The sequence below is a fragment of the Arthrobacter sp. NQ4 genome, from assembly GCF_029077345.1.
In the GTDB taxonomy this organism is placed as follows: Bacteria; Actinomycetota; Actinomycetes; order Actinomycetales; family Micrococcaceae; genus Arthrobacter.
Genome location: NZ_JARETC010000015.1, coordinates 41,291 through 61,951, shown reverse-complemented (window position 1 = coordinate 61,951; position 20,661 = coordinate 41,291). Strand labels below are relative to the sequence as shown.

The window sequence follows — 20,661 nt, the reverse complement described above, 5'->3', positions numbered from 1 at the left end:
GGGATGGTGACCTTTTTGGTGAGGGAATCTTCCCTCATGGGGAGCCCTGCAGTTACTCCTTGACGGGGATGGACTGCGACTTCAGGGCTTCGATGGTTTTCGCCTGACCGTTCTTGAGGGCATCCAGAAGGGTACCGCTGCCGCCCGTTGCCTTGCCGAAACCGTCTGAAACGTCAGTGTACGTCTTGGTCATGGTGGGCCCCCAGGTGAAGTTGGGGTTCACGTTGGAGGACGCGTCGGCGAAGACGTCGTAGATCTTCTGGCCGCCGAAGTAGTCCACGCCGCCGGAGAAGGCGCCCAGGTCCTTGGCCGACTTCGCGGCGGGGTAGAGGCCGCCGAGCTTATTGGCCAGCGCCAGCGCCTCCGGATCGGTGTTCAACCACAGGGCGAACTTGGACGCTTCATAGGGGTGCTTTGAGCCCTTCAGGACTGCGGTGGAGGAACCTCCCCAGTTGCCTGCGGCCTTTCCGCCGGCGTCCCACTGCGGCATCGGGGCAACCGCCCACTTCCCGGCCGTATCCGGCGCTCCGCTCTGCAGGGTTGAGGCGCCCCACACGGCAGAAACCCAGGTCCACTGCTGGCCCTTGTTGAAGGAGGCGTTCCACTCATCGGAGAAGGAGGGAAGGGTGGATACTTGGCCCTTCTCCAGCAGCTTCTGCCAGTAGTTGGCCACCTTCTCGGACTCCTTGCCGGTCAGGTTGACTTCCCACTTGTCGTTGGCGTTGGAGAACCACTGCCCGCCCGCCTGCCAGACATTGCCGGCGAACCAGTTGACGTCGCTGCGGGGGAAGTTGGTGATGTAGGAGCCGCGGGCCTTGATCTGCTCAGCGGCTGCAGCATATTCGTCCCACGTGGTGGGGACCTTGATGCCCGCCTCCCTGAAGAGGTCGGCCCGGTAGAACATCGCCATTGGACCGCTGTCCTGCGGGATCGCGTAGACGGCCTTGTCCTCCCCGAACGTCACCTGGCCCCAGGTCCAGTCGACGAACTTGTCCTTGGCGCCGGCTACTCCCTCACATGCGGCTATGTTCTCCAGACCGTCCTGGACCCGGAAGTTCGGCAGCGCATCGTATTCGATCTGGCCCAGGTCCGGGGCGTTGCCGGCCTGCAGCTGGTTGAAGAAGTTCTGGTATGTGCCCGAGTTGCCGTTGGGGCCCGTCTGGACCTTCACCTTGATGTCCGGGTGGTCCTTGTTCCAGAGGTCCACCACCTTGTCCATGCCGGGTACCCAGGTGGTGAATGACAATTCGACCGGTCCGGAGGAGGGCTTGCAGGACGTGTCCTGGGACGCGGAGGTGCTTCCGCCGCTGGAGCAGCCCGCAAGGGACAGCGCCGAGACTATGGCAAAGGCGGCAGTGGCTTTTCCGTAACGCACGCGCATTTCTATTCCTTATTAGTGGGGGGTGTACCGGGGCGGGGCGCCGCGGGACGTGTGATGGGGGGAAATCTGCAGGGGGTTATTTGACGCTGCCGGCGCCCAGGCCGCTGCTCCAGAAGCGCTGCAGCGCCAGGAACGTCGCGATGAGCGGAAGGATCGAGACCAGGGCGCCGACGATGACCAGGACCCGCAGCTCCGGAATCTGGCTGATTTGGCTGTTCCATGCGTACAGTCCCAGCGTGACCGGGAACAGGGCCTGGTCCCGCAGCATGATCAGGGGCAGGAAGAAGTTGTTCCAGATGGCGACGAACTGGAACAGGAAGATGGTGACCAGGGCGGGAGCCATCAGGCGGGTGGACACGGTAAAGAACGTCCTGGCTTCCGAGGAACCATCGAGGCGCGCAGCCTCCAGCAGTTCCGTGGGAACACTTGCAGCGGCATAGATCCGCGCGAGGTAGACGCCGAACGGGCTGACGAGGCTGGGCAGGAAGACGGCCCAGAGGGTGTTGGTCAGTTTCACCTGGCTGAAGATCAGGAACAGGGGGAGGGCCAGGGCTGTGGCGGGGACCAGGACGCCGCTGAGTACGACGTTGAAGATGGCCTCCCGGCCGCGGAATTCGTACTTGGCCAAGGCATAGCCGCACATGGCGGCGATGACGGTGCCCAGCAGGGCGCCGAGGCCGGCGTAGAGCGCACTGTTCAGAAGCCACCGGCCAAAGACACCGTCGCTGTAGGTGAAGAGGTTGCCAAGGTTGGCAAAGAACGTGGGGATGGAGTCCGCGGTGAACCAGAGCGGCGCCGTGCCGGTGATGTCCCCTCCCGTTTTGGAGGAGGAGACCAGCAGCCACCAGATGGGGGTCAGGAAGTAGAGCGTGAAGACACCCATGATGAGCATCGCCGCACCGCGTGACATGATGCTGTGCCGCGGGCCCCGGGGGCTGCCGGATACGGGGGACGTCTTCTTGGTTGTGGTCACGGCTGTTGCTGCGCTCACTGGGAAACCTTCCGCTGGGTCGCCTTGAGGAAGACGAAGGAAAGAACGAATGTGGCCAGCGCCAGCACCACGGAGAACGCTGCTGCCAGGCTGTAGTTCGGCACCGACGCCGTTGTGTAGACGGCCAGGTTCGGAGTGAACGTGCTGCTGATGGCGGAACTGAAGCTGCGAAGGGTCTGCGGCTCGGCAAGGAGCTGGAGGGTCCCGATGATGGAAAACACTCCGGTAAGGATGATGGCCGGAACCACGAGCGGTATCTTGATCCGCCAGGCGATCTGCAGGTTGCTGGCGCCGTCCAGTTTTGCTGCCTCGTAGATCTCCGTGGGGATGGCCAGCAGCGACGAGTAGATGATCAGCATGTTGTAGCCGACGTAGACCCAGGTCACGATGTTTGCGATGGCCCAGAGAACCAGGTCCGCGGAGAGGAAGTTCACCTGTGACGTAACGGCGCCGAAGGGGGAAAGCGACGGGGAGTAGAGGAAGCCCCACATGATCGCGGCGATAACGCCCGGTACTGCGTAGGGGGCGAAAAATGCCAGCCGGAAGAACTTCTTACCCTTCAGGAGGGGCGAATCGAGCAGCAAGGCAAACAGGAGGGCAAGACCGAGCATGATCGGCACCTGGACCACTCCGAAGAGCAGGACGCGGCCCACGGATTCCCAGAATTCGGTGTTCTGGAACACCTGCTGGTACTGGACGAGTCCGCCGAAGACCTGTTGGGGAGGCCCGAAGGTGCCCTTGCGTTCCACGGTGAGGAGGGATTGGACCACGGCGAAGACGATCGGCACCGCATAGAAGGCCAGGAAGAGCAGGCCGAACGGCGCAACGAACAGGAGGACGGCGCGGCGCTGGGCGGCCGACGTCCTGGGTTTCCGGGCTGGCGGTGCCCCCGCGGCCATTGCCGGAGCAGTTTGGTGTCTAGTCACTTTCATCATCCTTAAGGCCGGTGATGCGGCCAGTGGTTGGGGGTGCTGAGCTGAAGCTGCGGACGACGCGCACGGTGCCGGCAGGAATGACGACGGCGGTGGAGACTTCTTCCCCCGCGATCAGTTCGTATCCGGGTGCAGGGTATTTGTGCTCATCGTCCGAGTGGTTGATAAGGAAGGTGTACGTGTGCTCCGCGTCTGACCTGGCAATGACTTCCAGCCCTGCCGCGGTTACCTGCACAGCGACACCGGCTTCGGCGGCGGCTCCGGCCACAACATCGCGGAGGGCTTGGGGATCGAGCACTGTGCCGATGTACCAGGCGTTCCCGGCGCCGTACCGGTTGCGGGTCACTGCCGGGGTGCCGGTGAGGTGGCCCTCAGTGAAGGACGCTTTTGCCTCCGCGCCCTCCAGGCGCAGGGCCTCGGCCCACAGGGCGGCCGTGGCTCCGGTATCCAGCGGCAGGAGCTGTCCGGGCGGCATGGGCAGGAATTCCTCCGAGCGGACGCCGAGGAGGTCCCGGAACGCGCCCGGGTAGCCGCCGGTCAGTACTGTGTCGTTTTCGTCGACAATGCCGCTGAAGTAGGTAACCACGGCGTGGCCTCCGCTGCCGACAAAGTCTGACAGGGCCGCGGATTCCTGCTCACGGACGAGGTAGAGTCCGGGAACCAGTGCCAGCTTGTAGCCGGAGAGGTCAGAGCCGGGGGCCACGATGTCCACCGTGATGCCGTTGTCCCAAAGCGCTTTGTAGAGGGAGTGCACCTGGTCCAGGTACCGTACGTCCGAGGAAGGGTGTGACTCCTGGTCGTAGGCCCACCACGCTTCCCAGCTGAAAACCAGTGCAGCTTCGGCTTTCACCGTGGTGCCGGCCACCCCGGCGAGCTTTTCGAGGATGTGGCCGAGCTCTTTGACTTCCCGCCAGACCCGCGAGTCTGTTCCGGCGTGGGGGAGCATGGCCGAGTGGAATTTTTCGCTGCCCTGGACGGAGGCCCGCCACTGGAAGAAGCAGAGTCCGTCCGCTCCGCGCGCCAGGTGGGTGAGTGAGTTGCGGAGCATCTGGCCGGGGGCCTTGGCAATGTTGCGGGGCTGCCAGTTCACGGCAGAGGTGGAATGTTCCATCAGCAGCCAGGGCTGGCCCTGGGCAAGTCCGCGGGTGGCGTCTGCGGCGAAGGCCAGCTCCACCGTGGGGTCCTCGAGCCGGTGGTCGAGGTAGTGGTCGTTGGCGATGATGTCCATGTGGGGCGCCCACGCCCAGTAGTCCTGGTTGCGGATGTGCGCGGCGACCATGAAGTTGGTGGTGACCGGGATGGTGCTGTGCTTCCCCAGCACGTCCGCCTCCGCCTGGTAGTAGCCCAGCAGTTCGTCGGAGCTGAAGCGGTGGAAGTCGAGCAGCTGGGTGGGGTTGTTGGTGGAGACCGTGATTCGCGGGGGCAGGATTTGCTCCCAGGCGGAGTAGCGCTGGGACCAGAAGGCGGTGCCCCAGGCGCTGTTGAGGGCGTCCAGGGTGCCGTAGCGCGCAGTCAGCCAGGTGCGGAACGCAGCGGCGGAGACGTCGCAGTAGCACAGGGCGTTGTGGCATCCCAGTTCGTTTGAAACATGCCACAGCCGTACTCCAGGGTGCGTGCCGTACCGTCGTGCTACTTCGTCCACCAGCCGGAGGGCATACTCCCGGTAGCGCGGGGAACTGGGGCACCATGCCTGCCGGCCGCCCGGCCATGCCCGGACTCCTGCTGCGGACTCCGGGAGGATTTCCGGATGCAGGGTTGTCAGCCACGCAGGGGTGGACGAGGTCCCGGTGCCGAGGTTGGCCCCGATGCCATTGGCGTGCAGCAAATCCAACACCTGGTCGAGACGTTCAAAGGAGTAGGTCCCGGGGGAGGGCTCCAGTTCGGCCCAGCCGAAAATGTTGACCGCAACGAGGTTGACCCCCGCCTCTTTCATGAGCCGGACGTCTTCCTGCCAGACGGCGGGATCCCACTGCTCGGGGTTGTAGTCGCAGCCGTAAACGAGCTGTCCGTTCCCGGAAAGCTCGGCAACTGACGTTTTGGTGGGGCTCAACCCTGCTCCTTCGGCTTGCGGCAAACGTGCAAGACGGGGAAGCCCCTGCTCTTGGACGCTGTTGTCTCAACGATCTCTGTGAACGTTCCCAGACGGGCGCCGCAAATAGTGATGCAGGTCATCTGGGAACGTTCCCAGAGTACGGCGGCGGTCAGGGCCGTGTCAATGCCTGCGGGAGGACGTACCCCGTCCAGACTCCGCTACAGTACAAATATGTCGCTGACACGCACCCGTGCCCGCCGCGCCACCATCAACGATGTCGCGGACGCCGCCGGGCTTTCCCGGGGGACTGTTTCACGGGTCATGAACGGGGAAAAATACGTCTCCGATGAGGCCAAGCAGGCCGTCGAAGAAGCCATCGCCCGGGTGGGATACGTCCGCAACAACGCAGCCCGCAACCTGGTCACCCAGGAATCCCGGGCCATCGGGCTGATCATTCACGAACCCCACTCGCTGTTGTTCGAAGACCCCAATATTGGCTCCATCCTGCTGGGCGCCAACGAGGTGCTGTCGAAGGCTGACTACCAACTGGTTTCGCTGATCATTGATTCTGACCGTGACAGCCGCAGGGTGGCGGATTACCTGCGGGGCGGCCTGGTCGACGGCGCCGTCATCATCTCAGCGCGCGCGTCCGATCCCATTGCGGCAGCCATAGCGGACATTGGCTTGCCTGCGGCCTTCGTCGGCCACCCGGAAGGGACGCCCGCGCTGCCGTACGCCGCCATTGACAACGTTGAGGCCGCACGGAGCATCACCAAAAGGCTGCTGGAAACAGGGCGGGAACAGGTGGGCATGATCGCCAGTGCCTTGGACCGCGACTCAGGAAAGGACCGGCTTGCCGGCTTCCGGGCCGCGATGGGCGACCGATTTGACCCCAACCTGGTGGTGGAATACCCCTTGTACACCTACGCTGCCGGGTTGGAAGGCATGCAGGAACTGCTCCGGCGCGCTCCCCACCTGGACGGAGTTTTCGCGGCCTCGGATGCCGTGGCCGCCGGAGCCATGACGGCATTGCAGGAGGCCGGGCGGCGCGTCCCGGAGGATGTGGGAATTGTAGGTTTCGACGACAGCAGCTGGGCCCTTCGCTGCAGGCCCCAGCTGTCCACCGTCCGCCAGCCGGCTGACCTTCTGGGGAGCACCGCCGCTGAACTCGTCCTGGCACAGCTCCAGGGGCTGCCGGGCACGCCGCGGGTCCTCGAGACCACCATCATGTGGCGCGGATCAGCCTGACCGCGCTTACGCGGCCACTACACGCAGCTTGGCCCGTTCGCCAAGGACGCGCTGGGCCTCGGCGCTGAGCCCCGCATCACTGATGACCTCATCCACGTCATCGAGTGCTGCGATGGAGCTGATGCCCAACATGCCCCACTTGGTGTGGTCGGCAAGGACCACCGTCTTCCGTGCGGCTGCCACGAACGCACGGTCCGTCTCGGCTTCGAGCAGGTTTGGGGTGGTGAACCCGGCGTCTGCATCCATTCCGTGGACGCCCAGGAACAGGACGTCCAGGTGCAGTTGCTTGAGGGCCCCGGTGGCGATCGGGCCAACCAGGGCGTCCGACGGCGTGCGTTCGCCGCCTATCAGGATCACGGTGGACCCGCCGGGGTGGAAAAGATCGGCAATCCGCATCGAATTGGTCACCACGGTGATGCGCGGGCCGCCGGTCAATTCCCGGGCCAGCGCCCACGTGGTGGTGCCTGCGCTCAAGCCGACCGCCATGCCTTCCTGCACCAGCCCCGCGGCGGCCACGGCAATGGCACGCTTCTCCGCCGTTAACTGTGTGGATTTCAATTCGAAGCCGGGCTCATGGGCACTGGCATCACCGGGAAGTTTCGCCCCACCGTGGATGCGCTCCAGTTTCCCGCCCTCTTCAAGCTGCTCAATGTCCCGCCGCACCGTCATCAGCGACACACCCAGCTGCGCGGCCAGGTCTGAAACCCGCACCACCCGCTCCCGCTGGACAGCATCCACAATGGCCTGGTGTCGGGCAGCTGCAAGCATGTGAGCGGGTTCCTTCATTGGTATTACAGGGTTGCTCCCAGCATACGGCGACGGCGCCACCCAGGCCGGGCAGCGCCGTCGCCAAACGGATACCGCTACTTCCGCAGCGACGCCGCGATCTGCTGCATGATGGTCGGGTCCGAGAGGGTGGTGGCGTCGCCCGGATCGCGGCCTTCCGCCACGTCCTTGAGGAGGCGGCGCATGATCTTGCCGGACCGGGTCTTGGGCAGTTCCGGGACCACCAGGATGTTCTTGGGCTTGGCGATCGGTCCGATTTCCCTGCCCACGTGGTTGCGCAGTTCCTGGACGGTGGCGTCACCGTTGTTGGCGGCGTCGCCACGGAGGATGACGAACGCCACCACGGCCTGGCCGGTGGTTTCGTCCGTGGCACCGACGACGGCGGCCTCCGCCACGGCCGGGTGGCTCACCAGGGCGGACTCGATCTCGGTGGTGGAGAGCCGGTGCCCCGAGACGTTCATGACGTCATCCACCCGGCCCAGCAGCCAGATGTCGCCGTCTTCGTCCCTCTTGGCACCGTCGCCTGCAAAGTACATGTTCTCGAACCGGGACCAGTAGGTGTCCTTGAAGCGCTCCGGATCACCCCAGATCCCGCGCAGCATGGACGGCCAGGGCTCCCGGATGACCAGGAAGCCGCCGTGCCCGTTCGGGACTGACTGGCCCATTTCGTCGACAACGTCCACGGCGATCCCGGGCAGCGGCACCTGCGCCGAGCCGGGCTTGGTGGCCGTGACCCCGGGAAGCGGGGCGATCATCTGCGCGCCGGTCTCGGTCTGCCACCAGGTATCGACGATGGGTGCCTTGTCGCCGCCGATGACCTTGCGGTACCATATCCAGGCTTCAGGGTTGATGGGTTCACCGACGGAGCCCAGCACGCGGAGCGAGGAGAGGTCGTACTTCGCCGGGATCTCCGAACCCCACTTCATGAAGGTCCGGATGGCGGTGGGCGCGGTGTAGAGGATGGAGACCTTGTACTTTTCCACGATCTCCCACCAGCGGCCCTGGTGCGGGGAGTCCGGGGTTCCTTCGTACATCACCTGGGTGGCGCCGTTGATGAGCGGCGCGTAGGCGACGTAGGAGTGTCCGGTGACCCAGCCGACGTCGGCCGTGCACCAGTAGACGTCCGTTTCCGGGTGGAGGTCGAAGACCGCCTTGTGGGTGTAGGCCGTCTGGGTGAGGTAGCCGCCGGTGGTGTGCAGGATGCCTTTCGGCTTACCCGTGGTGCCCGAGGTGTAGAGGATGTACAGCGGGTGTTCCGAATCGTGGCCCACCGCCGTGTGCTCGGCCGTTGCCGTGCCCACGGTGTCAGCCCACCAGTGGTCGCGGCCTTCCGTCCAGTCCACGTCCTGGCCGTTGCGCTTGACCACCACCACGTTCTGCACGGTGTGGCCGTCGTGGGCCAGGGCGTCATCGACGGCGGCCTTGAGCGGGCTGGGCTTGCCGCGCCGGTAGGTGCCGTCCGCCGTGACCACGAGCTTGGCCTCGGCGTCGTCAATCCGCGAACGCAGTGCTTCGGCGGAGAAACCGCCGAACACCACGGAGTGGACCGCGCCGATCCGGGCGCAGGCCAGCAGCGTAATGACGGCCTCGGGGATCATGGGCAGGTACACGGCCACGCGGTCACCCTTGGCCACGCCCAGGGACTCGAAGGCGTTGGCCGCCTTTTTCACCTCTTCGGTCAGCTGCGCGTAGGTGTAGGTCCGCGTGTCGCCGGGTTCGCCCTCGAAGTAGATGGCCACACGGTCACCGTTGCCGGCTTCGACGTGGCGGTCCAGGGCGTTGTAGGCGGCGTTGAGTTCACCGCCCACAAACCACTTGGCGAAGGGCGGATTGGACCAGTCCAGCGCCTGGGTGAAGTCCTTGCTCCAGGTCAGCAGTTCCCGGGCCTTCTTTGCCCAGAACGCCGGCCGGTCGGCATCCGCTTCCCCGTACTCGGCGGCGGTGACAACGGCGTTGGCCGCGAATTCCGGGGAGGGCGGGAAGGCCCGGGTCTCATGCAGCAGGTTCGCAAAAGCATCGCCCTGGTGGCCTTGCTGACCTGCCGGCTGGGCGGAAGCGGAGGGAACGGTGGCCGTGGAGCTGGGAGTGTCCTGGGACATGTGAACCTCATCATTCATCGATCTTTGCCGCGCGGGACACCGGCACGGCAGGGCCCTCCGTGTGGCACGGCATTGGGCTCCAGCCGGGCGGGCGTACCGCAAAGAGCTGTTCCGCAACCTAGCCTAATGCTTGCCGCTCGCCCTCTGTGCTCCCCGTCACACGTGCGGCCATGAGCGGCATTTTTTAAGCGGTGAATGGTGTCTTCATTACTCCTCCCGGGGCCACGGAGGCCTGCTCCAGCTAGTGATCAGCCAGGCTGTTGACTAGGCTGAGATGGAATTGTGACTTCATTTCGGACCGCTCCGCCCAGGCGCAAACAGTGCCTGGACGGGCCCGGTCCGCATGTCAAGACGGCACGGTTTTCGGGTCCGGACCGGGCCCGGTGCCGCCACGCTAAGGAGAGCAGAATGAACCAGCAGAGCTTCGGCCAGCGAACGGCCCCGGACACCGAGCCGGGGCCCGGAGGCTCCGGATCCGCCGCTGTGGGACCAGGTCACCCGACGGCCGCCGGCGGCGCCGCCAAGGGACAGGCTGCAGGGCGCAACGCTGCCTCCGGAAAGATCGACCCCAACGCCAACCATGCCGTCCTCGGTCCGTTCACTGTGCGGGACCTGGCCGTTTTCGCCGGGACGTTGATCCTGTTTGTCGCGTCCCTGCTGCCCCTTTTCGGTGCCAGGTACAACCTGTGGAACCTGAACAACCTGTTCTTCCTGGGACTGGGCATCATTCTGCCGCTGATCGCCAGTGCCCTGTTCGCCGCCCGCCGGCTGGCCCCTGCCACCCGGATCCGCGTGGGTTCGCTCTCCATCGACCAGTTCGCCTCCGTGGTGGCTTCCCTTGCCGTCGCCTTGTTCTTCCTGTCGGTGGCCTCCGGATACGGGACCACACTGCTGGTGGGCCTGATCGGCTCCCTGATCCTGTTCACTGCCACGGTGCTGGGCCGTTTCGTGCCCTATCTGTCCGGTGACTTCAAGGACCGGCCCGAGATGCCGGCGCATGTCGTGGCCCGCGAAGCCGCGGTCCCGACCCGGAAGCCGCGGGCCCCTAAAGCGGCCAAACCGGAGACCGGCGCCAACCAGTCCAAGGGCGGCTTCAAGGGCGCCGGCATCTTCGGGGGTGCCGGCGCCGGCTCCTCCGCTGTCCAGCCGGGATCTGCCGGCCACAGCCCTGAGCCCGTCCGTTCCGCGCAGCCGCCCGCTACCGCTGCCGTACCGGTGGCTGCCGCCGGGACATCAAACGCGGGAACCGCCGGAGCTGCAGCTGCAGGAGCCGGTGCCGCGGCCGCCGCTTCCGGTGCCCACGGGCCTGCCGCGTCCGCGTCGTCGCCGTCCGCGCCCGCCCCCGAAACGTCGGAACGGACCCCTGAAGTGGACGCCGGGCCGCCCACCCAGGCAGCCGACGTCGCCCGCCCTGCTTCTGCTCCCGTTGCGGAGGAGACCCAGCACGGGGATGTCCCCGCAGCCCATGCCCCCCAGGCGGCGTGGGAGCCGCCGGCTGCCACCGCCGTTCACCAGCAGGTCCGCGCCGAGCAGCCCATCGGGGCAACGGTGGACCCGGCAAGCCGCCACGACGAGATGGACGGGCAGCCGATCCACGAGGCCTTTTGGTTTGCCGTTGCCCAGCACCGCACCGCCTTCGACCCCCGCACCGGTGCCCCCGCGTTCGTGATTGAACCCGGCGGCTGGGTGCTGGCACTTGAGGACCGCGGCCACGAATTCCTGGTCCAGCACACCGATGGACGGCTGGGCGTGCTGCGCGACCTCAGCAACATCGAGCGCGGCTGACGCCGGTGGCCGGGGCCCGCACCAAGACCGGCCAGGCCGCAGGGATGCCCGTGGTCTCGTCCGAATCCGTCCTGGCGCTGAAGCGGAGGGCGCGGCGCATCCACAAGGCCCTGGCCGAGAAATACCCGTACGCCCACGCGGAACTGGATTTCCGCAATCCGTTCGAACTGCTCGTGGCCACCGTCCTGTCCGCCCAGACCACCGACGTGACGGTCAACCAGGTCACCAAAGTACTGTTCGCGCGGTGGCCCAATGCCCGCGCCCTGGCGGAGGCGGACCCCACGGAGCTTGAGGCCATCCTCAAGCCCACCGGGTTCTTCCGTGCCAAGGCGAAGAACGTCCAGGCACTGTGCACGCGGCTGGTGGACGACTTTGACGGCGAGGTGCCCGGGCGGATGGAGGAACTGGTCACGTTGCCCGGAGTGGGCCGCAAAACCGCCAACGTGGTGCTCGCCAACGCCTTCGGCGTTCCGGGCATCTCCGTTGACACGCACTTCGCCCGGCTGGCCAAGCGGTTCGGCTGGACCCAGTCAGAGGATCCCGTCCAGATTGAACAGGACGTGGCGGAGCTGTTCGAGCGCAGGGACTGGACCATGCTGTCCCACCGGGTGATCTTCCATGGCCGCCGGGTCTGCCACGCCAGGAAACCCGCCTGCGGCGCCTGTCCGGTGGCCAACTGGTGCCCCAGCTACGGTCTGGGCGAGACCGACCCCGTCAAGGCGGCCAAGCTCCTCAAATACGAACTTGCCCCCGGCAGCGAGGCATTGCTGGAGCAGTACCTGGCAGAACAGCACCGGGCCGCAGAGATCCGGATGGCTTCCCAGAAGAGGACCCCGTGAGCGCCCGCGAAGACCTCGCCGGGCTGGTCCGGCGGGCCAAAACCGGAACGGCCGGCCCTCCTGATCCGCGCTGGGCGGCCCTGACCGTCGACGCGGCACGCGCCCGCAGGGCCGCAGTGCTGATGCTCTTTGGCGTCCTTGACGACGTCCCGGCCGCGTCCGGCAAGCCACTTGCGCCGGCCGACCTCGACGTCCTGCTCCTGGAACGCGCCCACACCCTGGGTTCCCATCCCGGCCAGGTGGCCTTTCCCGGCGGCGGCATCGACAGGGACGAAACCCCGGTGGAGGCCGCGCTCCGGGAAGCCGAGGAGGAGACCGGACTGGATTCCAGCGGCGTGGAAGTGCTGGGCACGCTCCAGGAGCTGGGGTTGGCGCACAGCAACTTCCTGGTGACGCCCGTGCTGGGGTGGTGGCAGGCACCCTCGCCGGTCCGGGTGGTGGACTATGGTGAATCCGCCCAGGTGTTCCGCGTCCCGGTGCGGGACCTGCTGGACCCGGACAACCGGGTGATGGCCACCGTCCACCGGGCAGGGCGGACGTTCGACAGCCCAGCGTTCACGGTGAACGGGGTGGTGGTGTGGGGCTTCACCGGCATTGTGCTCAGTGGCCTCTTCGACCAGCTCGGCTGGTCGGTTCCGTGGGACCGGAACCGGCTGCATCCGATCGGGGTCTAAACCTCAGGCCTGCCGGCGCAAATCCACCACGATGCCGGTGGCGGCGTTCTCGCGCATGGCCTTGATGCCGTCACGGAGCATGGTCAGGGACTTGAAGGTTGGCGAAACCGCAACGGTGTTGCCCTCGGAGTCGGTGAGCCGCAGCCGGTACGACTCGTCGCCTGTGCGGTGTATTTCAAATCTTCCCGCCATGGACGGGGACCTCCCTGGTATGCGTCGTTGCATCAGCGTGTGGACCGGTCTGTTTCAGCCACCGCCTCCGACTGTAACCTCCGCCACCCTGCCCGTCGAGCTACTGCCGGGTAGGTTACCTTGCATCTCATGGGCAGGTATCCGGCGCCCGCCGGGACCGCTATTTGGCGAGGTTGTAGGAGTCGACGACGGCGAGGCTCACCGGGAACTCCACCGGGATCCGCCCGAACAATAGCTCCTTTGCCGCCACGGCCGATTCCTCGATGGCGGCGATGCAGGCGTCAACCCTTTCCGCGGGCGCATGCACCATCACCTCATCGTGCAGGAAGAAGACCAACTCGGCCCGGACCGTCCCGCCGCTGCCGCCGGTGCCCGCTGTCCGAAGGGTGCGCAGCCGCCGTCGTAATTCCGCGAGCCAGCACGCCGCCCAGTCCGCCGCGGAGCCCTGGACCACGAAGTTCCGGGTGAAACGCCCCCGGGACCGGGCTATGGACTCTGCGCGCCGCTGCTCTTCGGCGGTGGTGGAGCGCTGGCTCAGGAACCACCGCTCCGAGGGCGGCGGGCTGCTGCGGCCCAGCCGCGTGGTCACCGTTCCGCCGGCTTCACCCGCCCGCGCCGCACGCTCCACAAAGTCGACGGCGCGCGGATAGGTGCGCGCCAACTGCGGCATCAGCCGCCCGGCCTCGCCGGAGGTGGCGCCGTACATCGCGCCCAGCAACGCCATCTTCGCTTTGGCCCGGTCCCCGCCGAAGCCCTTGGCGGCGATGCCGGCATACAGGTCCTGGTCCCGGGCGGCCTCAGCCATGGAGGAGTCCTGCGCGAGGGCCACCAGGACGCGCGGTTCCAGCTGCGAGGCGTCGGCCACGATCAGTTTGTGGCCCGGGTCTGCATGGACCGCTCCGCGGACCTGGCGCGGGATCTGCAGTGCGCCACCGCCCCGGGACGCCCAGCGCCCGGAAACCACTCCACCCACCACATACTCGGGGCGGAACCTGCCACCGTCCACCCAGGCGTCCAGCCATGACCAGCCGTTGGCCGTGTGGAGGCGGGAGAGCTTCTTGTATTCCAGCAGCGGCTCGATGACAGGGTGGCTGGACTCCCTGAGCTCCCACTTCCGGGTGCTCTTCACCTCGATGCCGTTGCGGTGCAGGGCCCGCATCAGGTCCTGCGGCGAGTCGGGGTTGAGCCCCGGGGAGTTGAGCAGGGTACGCAGTTCCGCAGCAAGCGCCTCGAGTCTTTGCGGACGCTGTCCGGCGGGCGGGCGGGGCCCCAGGTGGTCAACCAGGATCTGTTCGTGCAGGTCCTCCCGCCACGGAACGCCCGCGTGCTGCATCTCGGCAGCCACCATGGCGGCTGCCGACTCCGCCGCGAGCAGCAGCTGGAGGCGGTGCCGGCGGTTTTCCTCCATCCCCACGCCGGCCAGGGCGGCCTGCTGGGCCGCGTATTCGGCGCGGAGGTCCTCAAGTCCCCACCCCGGGGCCGGTCCGGCACCCGGATCGTCGAACAGCGCTCCCTGGTCCGCTGGGGGACGCGGCGGCAGCAGAGCCTTCGGCGGGAGCATGGGATCCTCCACAGGGACCCTGTCGGTATTCCTGGCGTAATCGGTATGGGCGCTGAACTGCGAGAAGGCCAGGATGTTGCCGCAGAGGGTGACGTCGTAGCAGCGCTCCACCTCCACACCGGAGGCGAGCAGCGCGGGGTACCAGTCCTGCGTCCGGTGCCAGATCCACCGGGGCGGCTGTCCGCCGGGGCGCCGGGCTTCCAGTTCACGGACGACGGCGGCAAGCTCGCCGGGTGCCACCAGCCGGGGCCCGGGGTTGGCCGGTTGGGGGTCGCCTGCCTGTGTCAGTTCCTGCAGTGCCGCACCGCGGGGGTGGGCGGCAAGCAGCAGGTACATGTTCCCATTGTGCCCTGCCGGGAGTGGTGGCCCTGTTTGTCCACATAGGGGAGGTGCCCCCTTAACGGGCTTTGGTTGCAGCGGCAGAGTGGCTGCATGAGCAGGCACCAGCTGAATGCACCGCACCCCGCGCCGGGGCAGGCCACGGATTCCTTCCGGCGGCCACCAGACCGGAGGTCACCCTCCCGTGCTGCGTTGCCGGACAACCCGGCGTCCGGCGCCGCCTGGCTGCCGGACGGTTCACCGCCGGGCGGTTCAGCACCGGGCGGTGCGGGCGGGGTGCTGCTGGTTACCTCCTCGGGGGTCCTCCGCGCCGAAGTGGAGCGCATCGTGGCAGCCGCCGGAGCCCAGCTGCGCGTCGTTCCGGATGCAGTGGAGGGCGGACGGTACTGGGACGCTGCATCGGCCGTCCTGGTGGGCAGCGATGTGCGGGAGCTGCCACCGCGGCGGCGCACCCCTGCCGTCATGGTGGGCCTCGACGGCGAAGGGGACAGCCTCTGGCACCTCGCCGCCGCCCTGGGCGCCGAACGCGTTGCCGTGCTGCCCGATGCCGCTGCCTGGCTGGCGGACCATCTGAGCCGGTCGCGCTCGCCGGGCCCCGGCGGCCTGGTCCTTGGCATCACGGGCGGTTGCGGCGGGGCGGGGGCAACCACCGCCGCCATTTGGATAGCCCAGGCCGCGGCAGGGCTGGGGGTACGCGTCCTGCTGTTTGACGGGGACCCCTGGGGCGGTGGCCTGGAACTGGCGCTCGCTGCCGAGGACAACCCCGGACTGCGCTGGCCGGACCTCGCGGAGGCAAGGGGCAGCATTGATCCCCTGCAGCTCTCCGACTCCCTGCCCGTGGCCGGAGGTTTTTCCTTCCTGTCCTGGCCTGCCACCCGGGAGCAGCCGGTCCGTGTCCCTGCTGCCGCCGCAGCGGGTGTGCTCGATGCTGCCCGCCGTGGTTTTGAGCTGGTCGTTGTGGATGTGGGAAGGGCCGCGGAGCCGCTCCATACGGTGGCCGGGGACTGTGACCGGATCATGGTGGTGGTGCCGGCGCAGCTGAAGGCCGCGGTCGCAACGGTGCGCCTCCTGCAGGAACTTCCGCCCGTGGAGGCTGCCTTGCTGGTGCGGGGCCGGCCAGGCGCTGCGCTGGACAGTTCCCTGATTGCTGACGCCGTAGGGTTGCCCGTGCAGGGCCGCATCCCCGAACTGCGGGCCGTCCCGGTAGCCATGGAAGCGGGGCGCCTGCTGGACTTTGGGAAGCGGCGGAGCATCCGGCATTTCGGCGCCACGGTGCTCGATTGGCTCGGCGAGGACCTGCAGGCGGGGGATGTGGCATGAGGCGGCCGTCGGGTACACCCTCAGCTCCGCCTCCAGCTCCCGATACGGGCAGCGCTGCAAGGTCCGGGGGCCTGGGTGCACGGCGCAGTGCCCGGATCCTTGAAGCGAACCAGGCCGTTCGCCAGGCGCGGGCCGGTGAGGCAGCCGGTACTGGCCGGGCCGTTGATTCCGGGCTGCTGGAATCCGTCCGTGAGTCGATGATGGCCGAGGCTGGAGCGGTAACACCGTCGCGCGTCGCTGCTGCTGTCCAGGCCACGGGCAAGCTGTTGGGCACCGCCGGAGCGCTTGCCGCGGTGGAACGGATCAGTGCCGAACTCAACGGACTGGGACCGCTGCAGGAGCTCACCAGGGATCCTGCCGTCACAGACATTTTCGTTAACGCTCCCGATTCCGCGTGGGTGGACCGTGGCAGGGGCATCGAGCGCGTACCTGTCGTGTTCGATGGCGAGGCCCAACTGCGCGCGCTGGCCTGCCGGCTGGTGGCTGCAGGCGGGCGCCGCCTGGATGACGGGTCGCCCTGCGTCGATGTCAGGCTTGCCGGCGGCTACCGTGTCCACGCCGTGTTGCCGCCGGTGTCCACGTCCGGGACGCTGCTCAGCGTCCGGATTCGCAGGGAGAGGGTTTTCAGCATGGCGGAGCTGCGCACGGGCGGCATGTTCGGCCAGCGCGTGCAGACGGTGCTGGAGAGGATAGTGGAGAGGAAGTTGAGTTTCCTGGTCAGCGGTGCCACGGGTTCCGGTAAGACCACGCTGCTGTCCACCCTGCTGGGCCTTTGTTCCGCGGAAGAGCGGCTGGTCCTGATCGAGGATGCGGCCGAACTCAACCCTGTCCACCCCCATGTGGTGGCCCTCGAATCACGTCACGGGAATCTCGAAGGTGGCGGCGCCGTGGACTTGGGGGAGCTGGTCCGCCAGGCGTTGCGCATGCGTCCGGACAGGCTGGTGGTGGGGGAGTGCCGGGGCGCTGAAGTCCGTGAGCTCCTGACGGCGATGAATACCGGGCACAGTGGCGGTGGCGGAACCATCCACGCGAACACGGCAGCCGCGGTCCCGGCCAGGCTCAACGCCCTCGGCGCGCTCGCCGGGCTCGGCCCGGAGGCCGTGCGGCTTCAGGCCGCCAGCGCCCTCGACGTTGTCATCCATGTCGGAAGGACCCCGAAGGGCCGGGAAGTCCTGTGCGTTGGACTCATCGCCGATGGCCCGGCAGGACTGGCCGTGGTGCCGGCCATTAAGGAGTCAGGTATCACGGGTCCGGCGTGGCCGGCGCTGGCGGCCCGGTTGGGGATGGATCCCGGGGCAACCCTGTGACGGTCCTGTTCATCGTGCTTCTTTGCAGTGCCATGCTGCTGCTCCTCAAACCGCCCCTGGACGCGGCTTCCCGGCTGCGCACGGCAACCGGCAAGAGGAAGAACACGCAGGGGATAAAGAGAGTTCTGGTACGGCCGTGGGGCAACGCTGCCGGCAGGAGCGCGGCACGGAGGCGGGGACCGGGCCTGACCCTGGTGGTGCAGCAACTGGCGGCACTGCTCCAGGGCGGACGGACGCCGGGGCGGTTGTGGGACGAGCTGTGGACGGTTTACGGCGATGGCGGAAACGGGCAGCGGCTTCAAGAGCGTGCACCCGTTTCCGGGGCGATGCTGTCAGAGGGATCAGCTGCGGTTCTGTCATCCGCGCGTGCTGCCGCCGCGACCGGAGCTCCCGTTTCGGAATCCATCCGGCGCGCGGTTTCCACAGCGTTCCAGCCCCGGGACAGGGAGGCCAGGACCTGGCTGGAGCTGGCCGCCTGCTTTGACATTGCGGAGGCCAGCGGGTGTCCGCTCGCCGACGTACTGACCCGGTTCGCGGCCCAACTGGAAGCGGAGGATGACGCAGATGCGGCCCGGCAGACGGCGCTCGCAGGGCCCAAAGCCACCGTTCGGCTCCTGACCTGGCTCCCCTTGATGGGTCTTGGACTTGGTGCCGCCCTCGGCGTGGATCCCCTCGCTACCCTCTTGGGAACACCCCTGGGACTGGCCGCCTTGTTCGGCGGGGTGGTCCTCACCGTGACGGGAAGGGCATGGTCTGCCCGGCTGGTTTCGGCGGCGGCAGGGGCATGAGTGCCATTACCCAGGGTTGGGCTCCCGGCCTGGCATTGTTCCTGCTGCTCGCGGGCAGCGCCTGGCTTGCCTGTTCCAGCCACGCCAGGCCGCGCCAACGGCTGCGCCTCCTGCTTCCTCCCGCTGCAGGGGCAGAACCGACGGCAGCCACCAAAGGGGCGCCAGCGAGTTCCGGCAGCGGGCTGAGGGATCCGGCCATGATGCTGGAGCTGGTGGCGGCCATGCTCGATGCCGGCGGCGGCATTGGCCGGGCACTTGACCTGGTGGCTGCTTCGGCTGCCCCGCAGTACCGGGAATCCCTGCGGCCTGTGGTCTCGGCGCTGGCCATTGGCGCCGACTGGGAGACGGCATGGCGCAGCTCCGCTATACAGCTGCCCGAAGTCCTGGAGTTGCGGGACGCGCTGGGCTTCGCCGCACTCACGGGCGCGCCTTCGTCAGCGATTCTGTACGCCCAGGCTGCGAGGCTCCGCCGGGAGCGGTTTCGGGCTGCGGAGAAGCGGGCCGCTTCGCTCGGGGTGAAGTTGGTGGTTCCCCTGGGCCTGTGCTCACTCCCGGCCTTCATCTGCCTTGGTGTCGTTCCGGTGTTGCTGGCCCTGGTACCGTCCGGTTCCTAACTTGCTGGCTCCTCACAATCCGGCTCGTTGCCAGCCCCGCCGCTTCCGGGCCCCGGTTCCCAGCCTTTCCCGGTGCCCCGGCTCCCGGTTCCCAGTCTGTCCCGGTGCCCTCGGTTTCCTGGTTCCCAGCCTGTCCCGCTATGCCGGCCGCGCTGTCCGTCCCCTCCTCCACAGCGCCGGAGCAGCCCAGCTTTTCCACTTAGCCCACACCCTCCCTTACCCGCAACAACTCCGCCGGGAAGAGTCAAGACAGCCGGGAAAACCACCGGCGCCCATGGAAAGGAAACCAGATGTCCACCAACCACTACCGCCGTAATTACTCCGCCGGAATGTCCGAACTCGCTGCTTCCAGGCAGATGGCCACCGCTTCCAGGCCGATGGCCATGGGGCCGGCCCGCAGCCGTGGCAACGCGGTCGGGACGCAATACACATCCCGTGCCACATCCCGTGCCCTTGCTTCCAACACAACTGTCAGTCGCGCACTCGTTCCGCAGGCACCGGCCTCAGGTACGTCCTTTCCAGCGGCGTCCTTCCCGCCGCCCGGCAACGTGGTGGAGCTGTACCCGGCTGCGGGCCGCACCCCCAGGATGCGGCGCAGCGTAGGGTTGCTGGGCTCGGAAGCCGGCATGGCAACAGCCGAATACGCCATTGCCACCCTGGCCGCGGTGGGTTTTGCCGGGCTGCTCGTGTTCATCCTCCGCAGCGATGAAGTGCGTGGTTTCCTGCTGAACCTCATCCGCACCGCCCTGGCGCTGCCGTGACGCGTCCGGCAGGACTGTTGACGTCCCGGAAGACTCTTGAAGCGGTGACCGGCGGTGTGGGCTCCAGCTACGGTCACCAGGAACAGGCAGGCAAGACGGGCGACGCCCGCGGCACCGTAACGGCAGAGTTCGCCGTGGCATTGCCGGCCGTGCTGGCACTCCTGGCCATGTTGCTCGCCGGAGCCGCCGCGGGCATGACTCAGCTGCGTATTGAAGAGGGAGCCCGGGCCGGCGCCAGGGCCGTGGCCAGGGGCGATGACCCCGCAGCCGTGGAACGGACCGTCAGGATGCTCGCCGGCAGTTCGGCGTCCGCGACAGTTGCCGCCGACGGTGGCTGGTTCAGGGTCACGGTCACTGACCGGGTGCCCGGACCCCTGGGAACTTCCATCCCATGGACCCTTACCGCCCGTGCCTCAACACGCAGCGAGACTGCGGGGACCGGCGCCGCCGGCAGCGGCGACGGATCGGGCGATGCCGGGGGCGTCAGGTGATGGGTGACCACGGGCGGCGACACCCCACGATTGGGACCGGCCATCCCTGTGCTGGGTCCGGTCGTGCTGCACCCGGGCGCCGGCACGCCACAAGACGCCGGTACGCCCGGGGAGGGCGGCGGAATTTTGGTCCCGGTCAGAGTCCACAAGGCGCCACAGATGGCCGCGAACGTGGGTCGGGAACGGTCCTGGCCGCGGGGCTGGCGCTGGTGGTCATGACGGCCATGGCCGTCATGCTGCTGCTGGCCCAGTCAGCCGTGCTCGCGAGCAGGGCGGCAGCAGCAGCGGACCTGGCAGCTCTCGCCGCGGCGGATGCCCTCCGCGGCATCACCACGGGGGATCCCTGCGCGGTGGCCGTTGAGGTGGCGGCGCGGCACTCCGCCACGGTCCTCAGCTGCTCAGCGGGCCCGGGACAGACGATTGAGGTGCGCACTGAGCTCGGGGAGCGCGCACTGCTGGGTGCCGCGACGGGACGGGCCCGGGCAGGACCTCCGCCGTAGGGCCAGGGAATCGGGGGAGAT

19 protein-coding genes are annotated in these 20,661 nt (G+C 67.5%); 11 read left to right on the top strand and 8 right to left on the bottom strand.

Annotated features, from left to right (window positions below):
* Window positions 1-52: 52 nt before the first annotated feature.
* The 4 genes from PUN51_RS18920 to PUN51_RS18905 form a co-directional block, all read right to left on the bottom strand.
* Entirely contained in the window at window positions 53-1,381 is a 1,329-nt protein-coding gene (locus PUN51_RS18920) for an ABC transporter substrate-binding protein (RefSeq protein WP_275182141.1), read from the bottom strand.
* Window positions 1,382-1,457: 76 nt separating this feature from the next.
* The gene (locus PUN51_RS18915; protein ID WP_159635169.1) at window positions 1,458-2,291 is read right to left on the bottom strand and encodes a carbohydrate ABC transporter permease; all 834 of its coding nucleotides are present in this window, start codon (window positions 2,289-2,291) and stop codon (window positions 1,458-1,460) included.
* A gap of 77 nt (window positions 2,292-2,368) precedes the next feature.
* Window positions 2,369-3,304 carry a carbohydrate ABC transporter permease gene (locus PUN51_RS18910; RefSeq protein ID WP_159630710.1) on the bottom strand — a complete coding sequence of 312 codons (936 nt, stop codon included), beginning with the start codon at window positions 3,302-3,304 and terminating at the stop codon, window positions 2,369-2,371.
* Window positions 3,291-5,354, bottom strand: a complete 2,064-nt coding sequence (locus tag PUN51_RS18905; protein WP_275182140.1) for a beta-galactosidase — start codon at window positions 5,352-5,354, stop codon at window positions 3,291-3,293. The genes PUN51_RS18910 and PUN51_RS18905 overlap by 14 nt, the downstream gene beginning before the upstream one ends.
* A 213-nt stretch (window positions 5,355-5,567) precedes the next feature.
* Here PUN51_RS18905 and PUN51_RS18900 point away from each other — a divergent pair, with 213 nt between their 5' ends.
* On the top strand, window positions 5,568-6,584 hold the full coding sequence (locus tag PUN51_RS18900) for a LacI family DNA-binding transcriptional regulator (RefSeq protein WP_159630714.1): 1,017 nt from the start codon (window positions 5,568-5,570) through the stop codon (window positions 6,582-6,584).
* Between the two features lie 6 nt (window positions 6,585-6,590).
* Here PUN51_RS18900 and PUN51_RS18895 read toward each other — a convergent pair whose 3' ends face one another.
* Entirely contained in the window at window positions 6,591-7,352 is a 762-nt protein-coding gene (locus PUN51_RS18895) for a DeoR/GlpR family DNA-binding transcription regulator (protein WP_275182139.1), read from the bottom strand.
* Between the two features lie 95 nt (window positions 7,353-7,447).
* Window positions 7,448-9,469 carry an acetate--CoA ligase gene (acs, locus tag PUN51_RS18890; protein WP_275182138.1) on the bottom strand — a complete coding sequence of 674 codons (2,022 nt, stop codon included), beginning with the start codon at window positions 9,467-9,469 and terminating at the stop codon, window positions 7,448-7,450.
* A 408-nt stretch (window positions 9,470-9,877) separates the two neighbouring features.
* On the opposite strand from acs, the gene PUN51_RS18885 reads away from it, so the two are divergent.
* From PUN51_RS18885 to PUN51_RS18875, 3 genes are read left to right on the top strand one after another with little or no spacing between them, the layout of a single operon-like run.
* Window positions 9,878-11,254 carry a hypothetical protein gene (locus tag PUN51_RS18885; RefSeq protein WP_275182137.1) on the top strand — a complete coding sequence of 459 codons (1,377 nt, stop codon included), beginning with the start codon at window positions 9,878-9,880 and terminating at the stop codon, window positions 11,252-11,254.
* Between the two features lie 44 nt (window positions 11,255-11,298).
* A complete protein-coding gene (nth, locus tag PUN51_RS18880; protein ID WP_275182157.1) occupies window positions 11,299-12,093 on the top strand; it encodes an endonuclease III in 795 nt (264 codons plus the stop codon).
* The gene (locus PUN51_RS18875) at window positions 12,090-12,767 is read left to right on the top strand and encodes an NUDIX hydrolase (RefSeq protein ID WP_159630722.1); all 678 of its coding nucleotides are present in this window, start codon (window positions 12,090-12,092) and stop codon (window positions 12,765-12,767) included. Before nth ends, PUN51_RS18875 begins: the two co-directional genes overlap by 4 nt.
* A 3-nt stretch (window positions 12,768-12,770) precedes the next feature.
* On the opposite strand, the gene PUN51_RS18870 is transcribed toward PUN51_RS18875, so the two are convergent.
* The gene (locus tag PUN51_RS18870; RefSeq protein WP_255173254.1) at window positions 12,771-12,959 is read right to left on the bottom strand and encodes a YegP family protein; all 189 of its coding nucleotides are present in this window, start codon (window positions 12,957-12,959) and stop codon (window positions 12,771-12,773) included.
* A 160-nt stretch (window positions 12,960-13,119) separates the two neighbouring features.
* On the bottom strand, window positions 13,120-14,856 hold the full coding sequence (locus tag PUN51_RS18865; RefSeq protein WP_224027022.1) for a bifunctional 3'-5' exonuclease/DNA polymerase: 1,737 nt from the start codon (window positions 14,854-14,856) through the stop codon (window positions 13,120-13,122).
* Between the two features lie 282 nt (window positions 14,857-15,138).
* Between PUN51_RS18865 and ssd the strand changes: the two genes are divergently transcribed.
* The 7 genes from ssd (at window position 15,139) to PUN51_RS18830 (ending at window position 20,640) form a co-directional block, all read left to right on the top strand.
* Complete coding sequence (gene ssd / locus PUN51_RS18860) at window positions 15,139-16,179, top strand: septum site-determining protein Ssd (protein WP_224027217.1); 1,041 nt, start codon at window positions 15,139-15,141, stop codon at window positions 16,177-16,179.
* Complete coding sequence (locus PUN51_RS18855) at window positions 16,176-17,486, top strand: TadA family conjugal transfer-associated ATPase (RefSeq protein WP_275182136.1); 1,311 nt, start codon at window positions 16,176-16,178, stop codon at window positions 17,484-17,486. Before ssd ends, PUN51_RS18855 begins: the two co-directional genes overlap by 4 nt.
* On the top strand, window positions 17,483-18,274 hold the full coding sequence (locus tag PUN51_RS18850) for a type II secretion system F family protein (protein WP_224027020.1): 792 nt from the start codon (window positions 17,483-17,485) through the stop codon (window positions 18,272-18,274). The genes PUN51_RS18855 and PUN51_RS18850 overlap by 4 nt, the downstream gene beginning before the upstream one ends.
* Window positions 18,275-18,279: 5 nt before the next feature.
* Entirely contained in the window at window positions 18,280-18,888 is a 609-nt protein-coding gene (locus PUN51_RS18845) for a type II secretion system F family protein (RefSeq protein ID WP_374114985.1), read from the top strand.
* A gap of 290 nt (window positions 18,889-19,178) precedes the next feature.
* On the top strand, window positions 19,179-19,649 hold the full coding sequence (locus PUN51_RS18840) for a DUF4244 domain-containing protein (protein ID WP_275182134.1): 471 nt from the start codon (window positions 19,179-19,181) through the stop codon (window positions 19,647-19,649).
* Window positions 19,646-20,140 (top strand): TadE family type IV pilus minor pilin, encoded by a 495-nt coding sequence (locus PUN51_RS18835; RefSeq protein ID WP_308209027.1) that lies wholly within the window; start codon window positions 19,646-19,648, stop codon window positions 20,138-20,140. Before PUN51_RS18840 ends, PUN51_RS18835 begins: the two co-directional genes overlap by 4 nt.
* On the top strand, window positions 20,041-20,640 hold the full coding sequence (locus tag PUN51_RS18830) for an Rv3654c family TadE-like protein (RefSeq protein WP_308209026.1): 600 nt from the start codon (window positions 20,041-20,043) through the stop codon (window positions 20,638-20,640). Before PUN51_RS18835 ends, PUN51_RS18830 begins: the two co-directional genes overlap by 100 nt.
* Window positions 20,641-20,661 lie beyond the last annotated feature (21 nt).

Bases quoted from the DNA above. Each gene is read 5' to 3' on its own strand.
- PUN51_RS18920 (WP_275182141.1), bottom strand. From the start codon at position 1,381: ATGCGCGTGCGTTACGGAAAAGCCACTGCCGCCTTTGCCATAGTCTCG.
- PUN51_RS18915 (WP_159635169.1), bottom strand. From the start codon at position 2,291: ATGTCACGCGGTGCGGCGATGCTCATCATGGGTGTCTTCACGCTCTAC.
- PUN51_RS18910 (WP_159630710.1), bottom strand. From the start codon at position 3,304: ATGAAAGTGACTAGACACCAAACTGCTCCGGCAATGGCCGCGGGGGCA.
- PUN51_RS18900 (WP_159630714.1), top strand. From the start codon at position 5,568: ATGTCGCTGACACGCACCCGTGCCCGCCGCGCCACCATCAACGATGTC.
- PUN51_RS18895 (WP_275182139.1), bottom strand. From the start codon at position 7,352: ATGCTTGCAGCTGCCCGACACCAGGCCATTGTGGATGCTGTCCAGCGG.
- acs (WP_275182138.1), bottom strand. From the start codon at position 9,469: ATGTCCCAGGACACTCCCAGCTCCACGGCCACCGTTCCCTCCGCTTCC.
- PUN51_RS18885 (WP_275182137.1), top strand. From the start codon at position 9,878: ATGAACCAGCAGAGCTTCGGCCAGCGAACGGCCCCGGACACCGAGCCG.
- nth (WP_275182157.1), top strand. From the start codon at position 11,299: ATGCCCGTGGTCTCGTCCGAATCCGTCCTGGCGCTGAAGCGGAGGGCG.
- PUN51_RS18870 (WP_255173254.1), bottom strand. From the start codon at position 12,959: ATGGCGGGAAGATTTGAAATACACCGCACAGGCGACGAGTCGTACCGG.
- PUN51_RS18865 (WP_224027022.1), bottom strand. From the start codon at position 14,856: ATGTACCTGCTGCTTGCCGCCCACCCCCGCGGTGCGGCACTGCAGGAA.
- PUN51_RS18855 (WP_275182136.1), top strand. From the start codon at position 16,176: ATGAGGCGGCCGTCGGGTACACCCTCAGCTCCGCCTCCAGCTCCCGAT.
- PUN51_RS18840 (WP_275182134.1), top strand. From the start codon at position 19,179: ATGTCCACCAACCACTACCGCCGTAATTACTCCGCCGGAATGTCCGAA.
- PUN51_RS18830 (WP_308209026.1), top strand. From the start codon at position 20,041: ATGGACCCTTACCGCCCGTGCCTCAACACGCAGCGAGACTGCGGGGAC.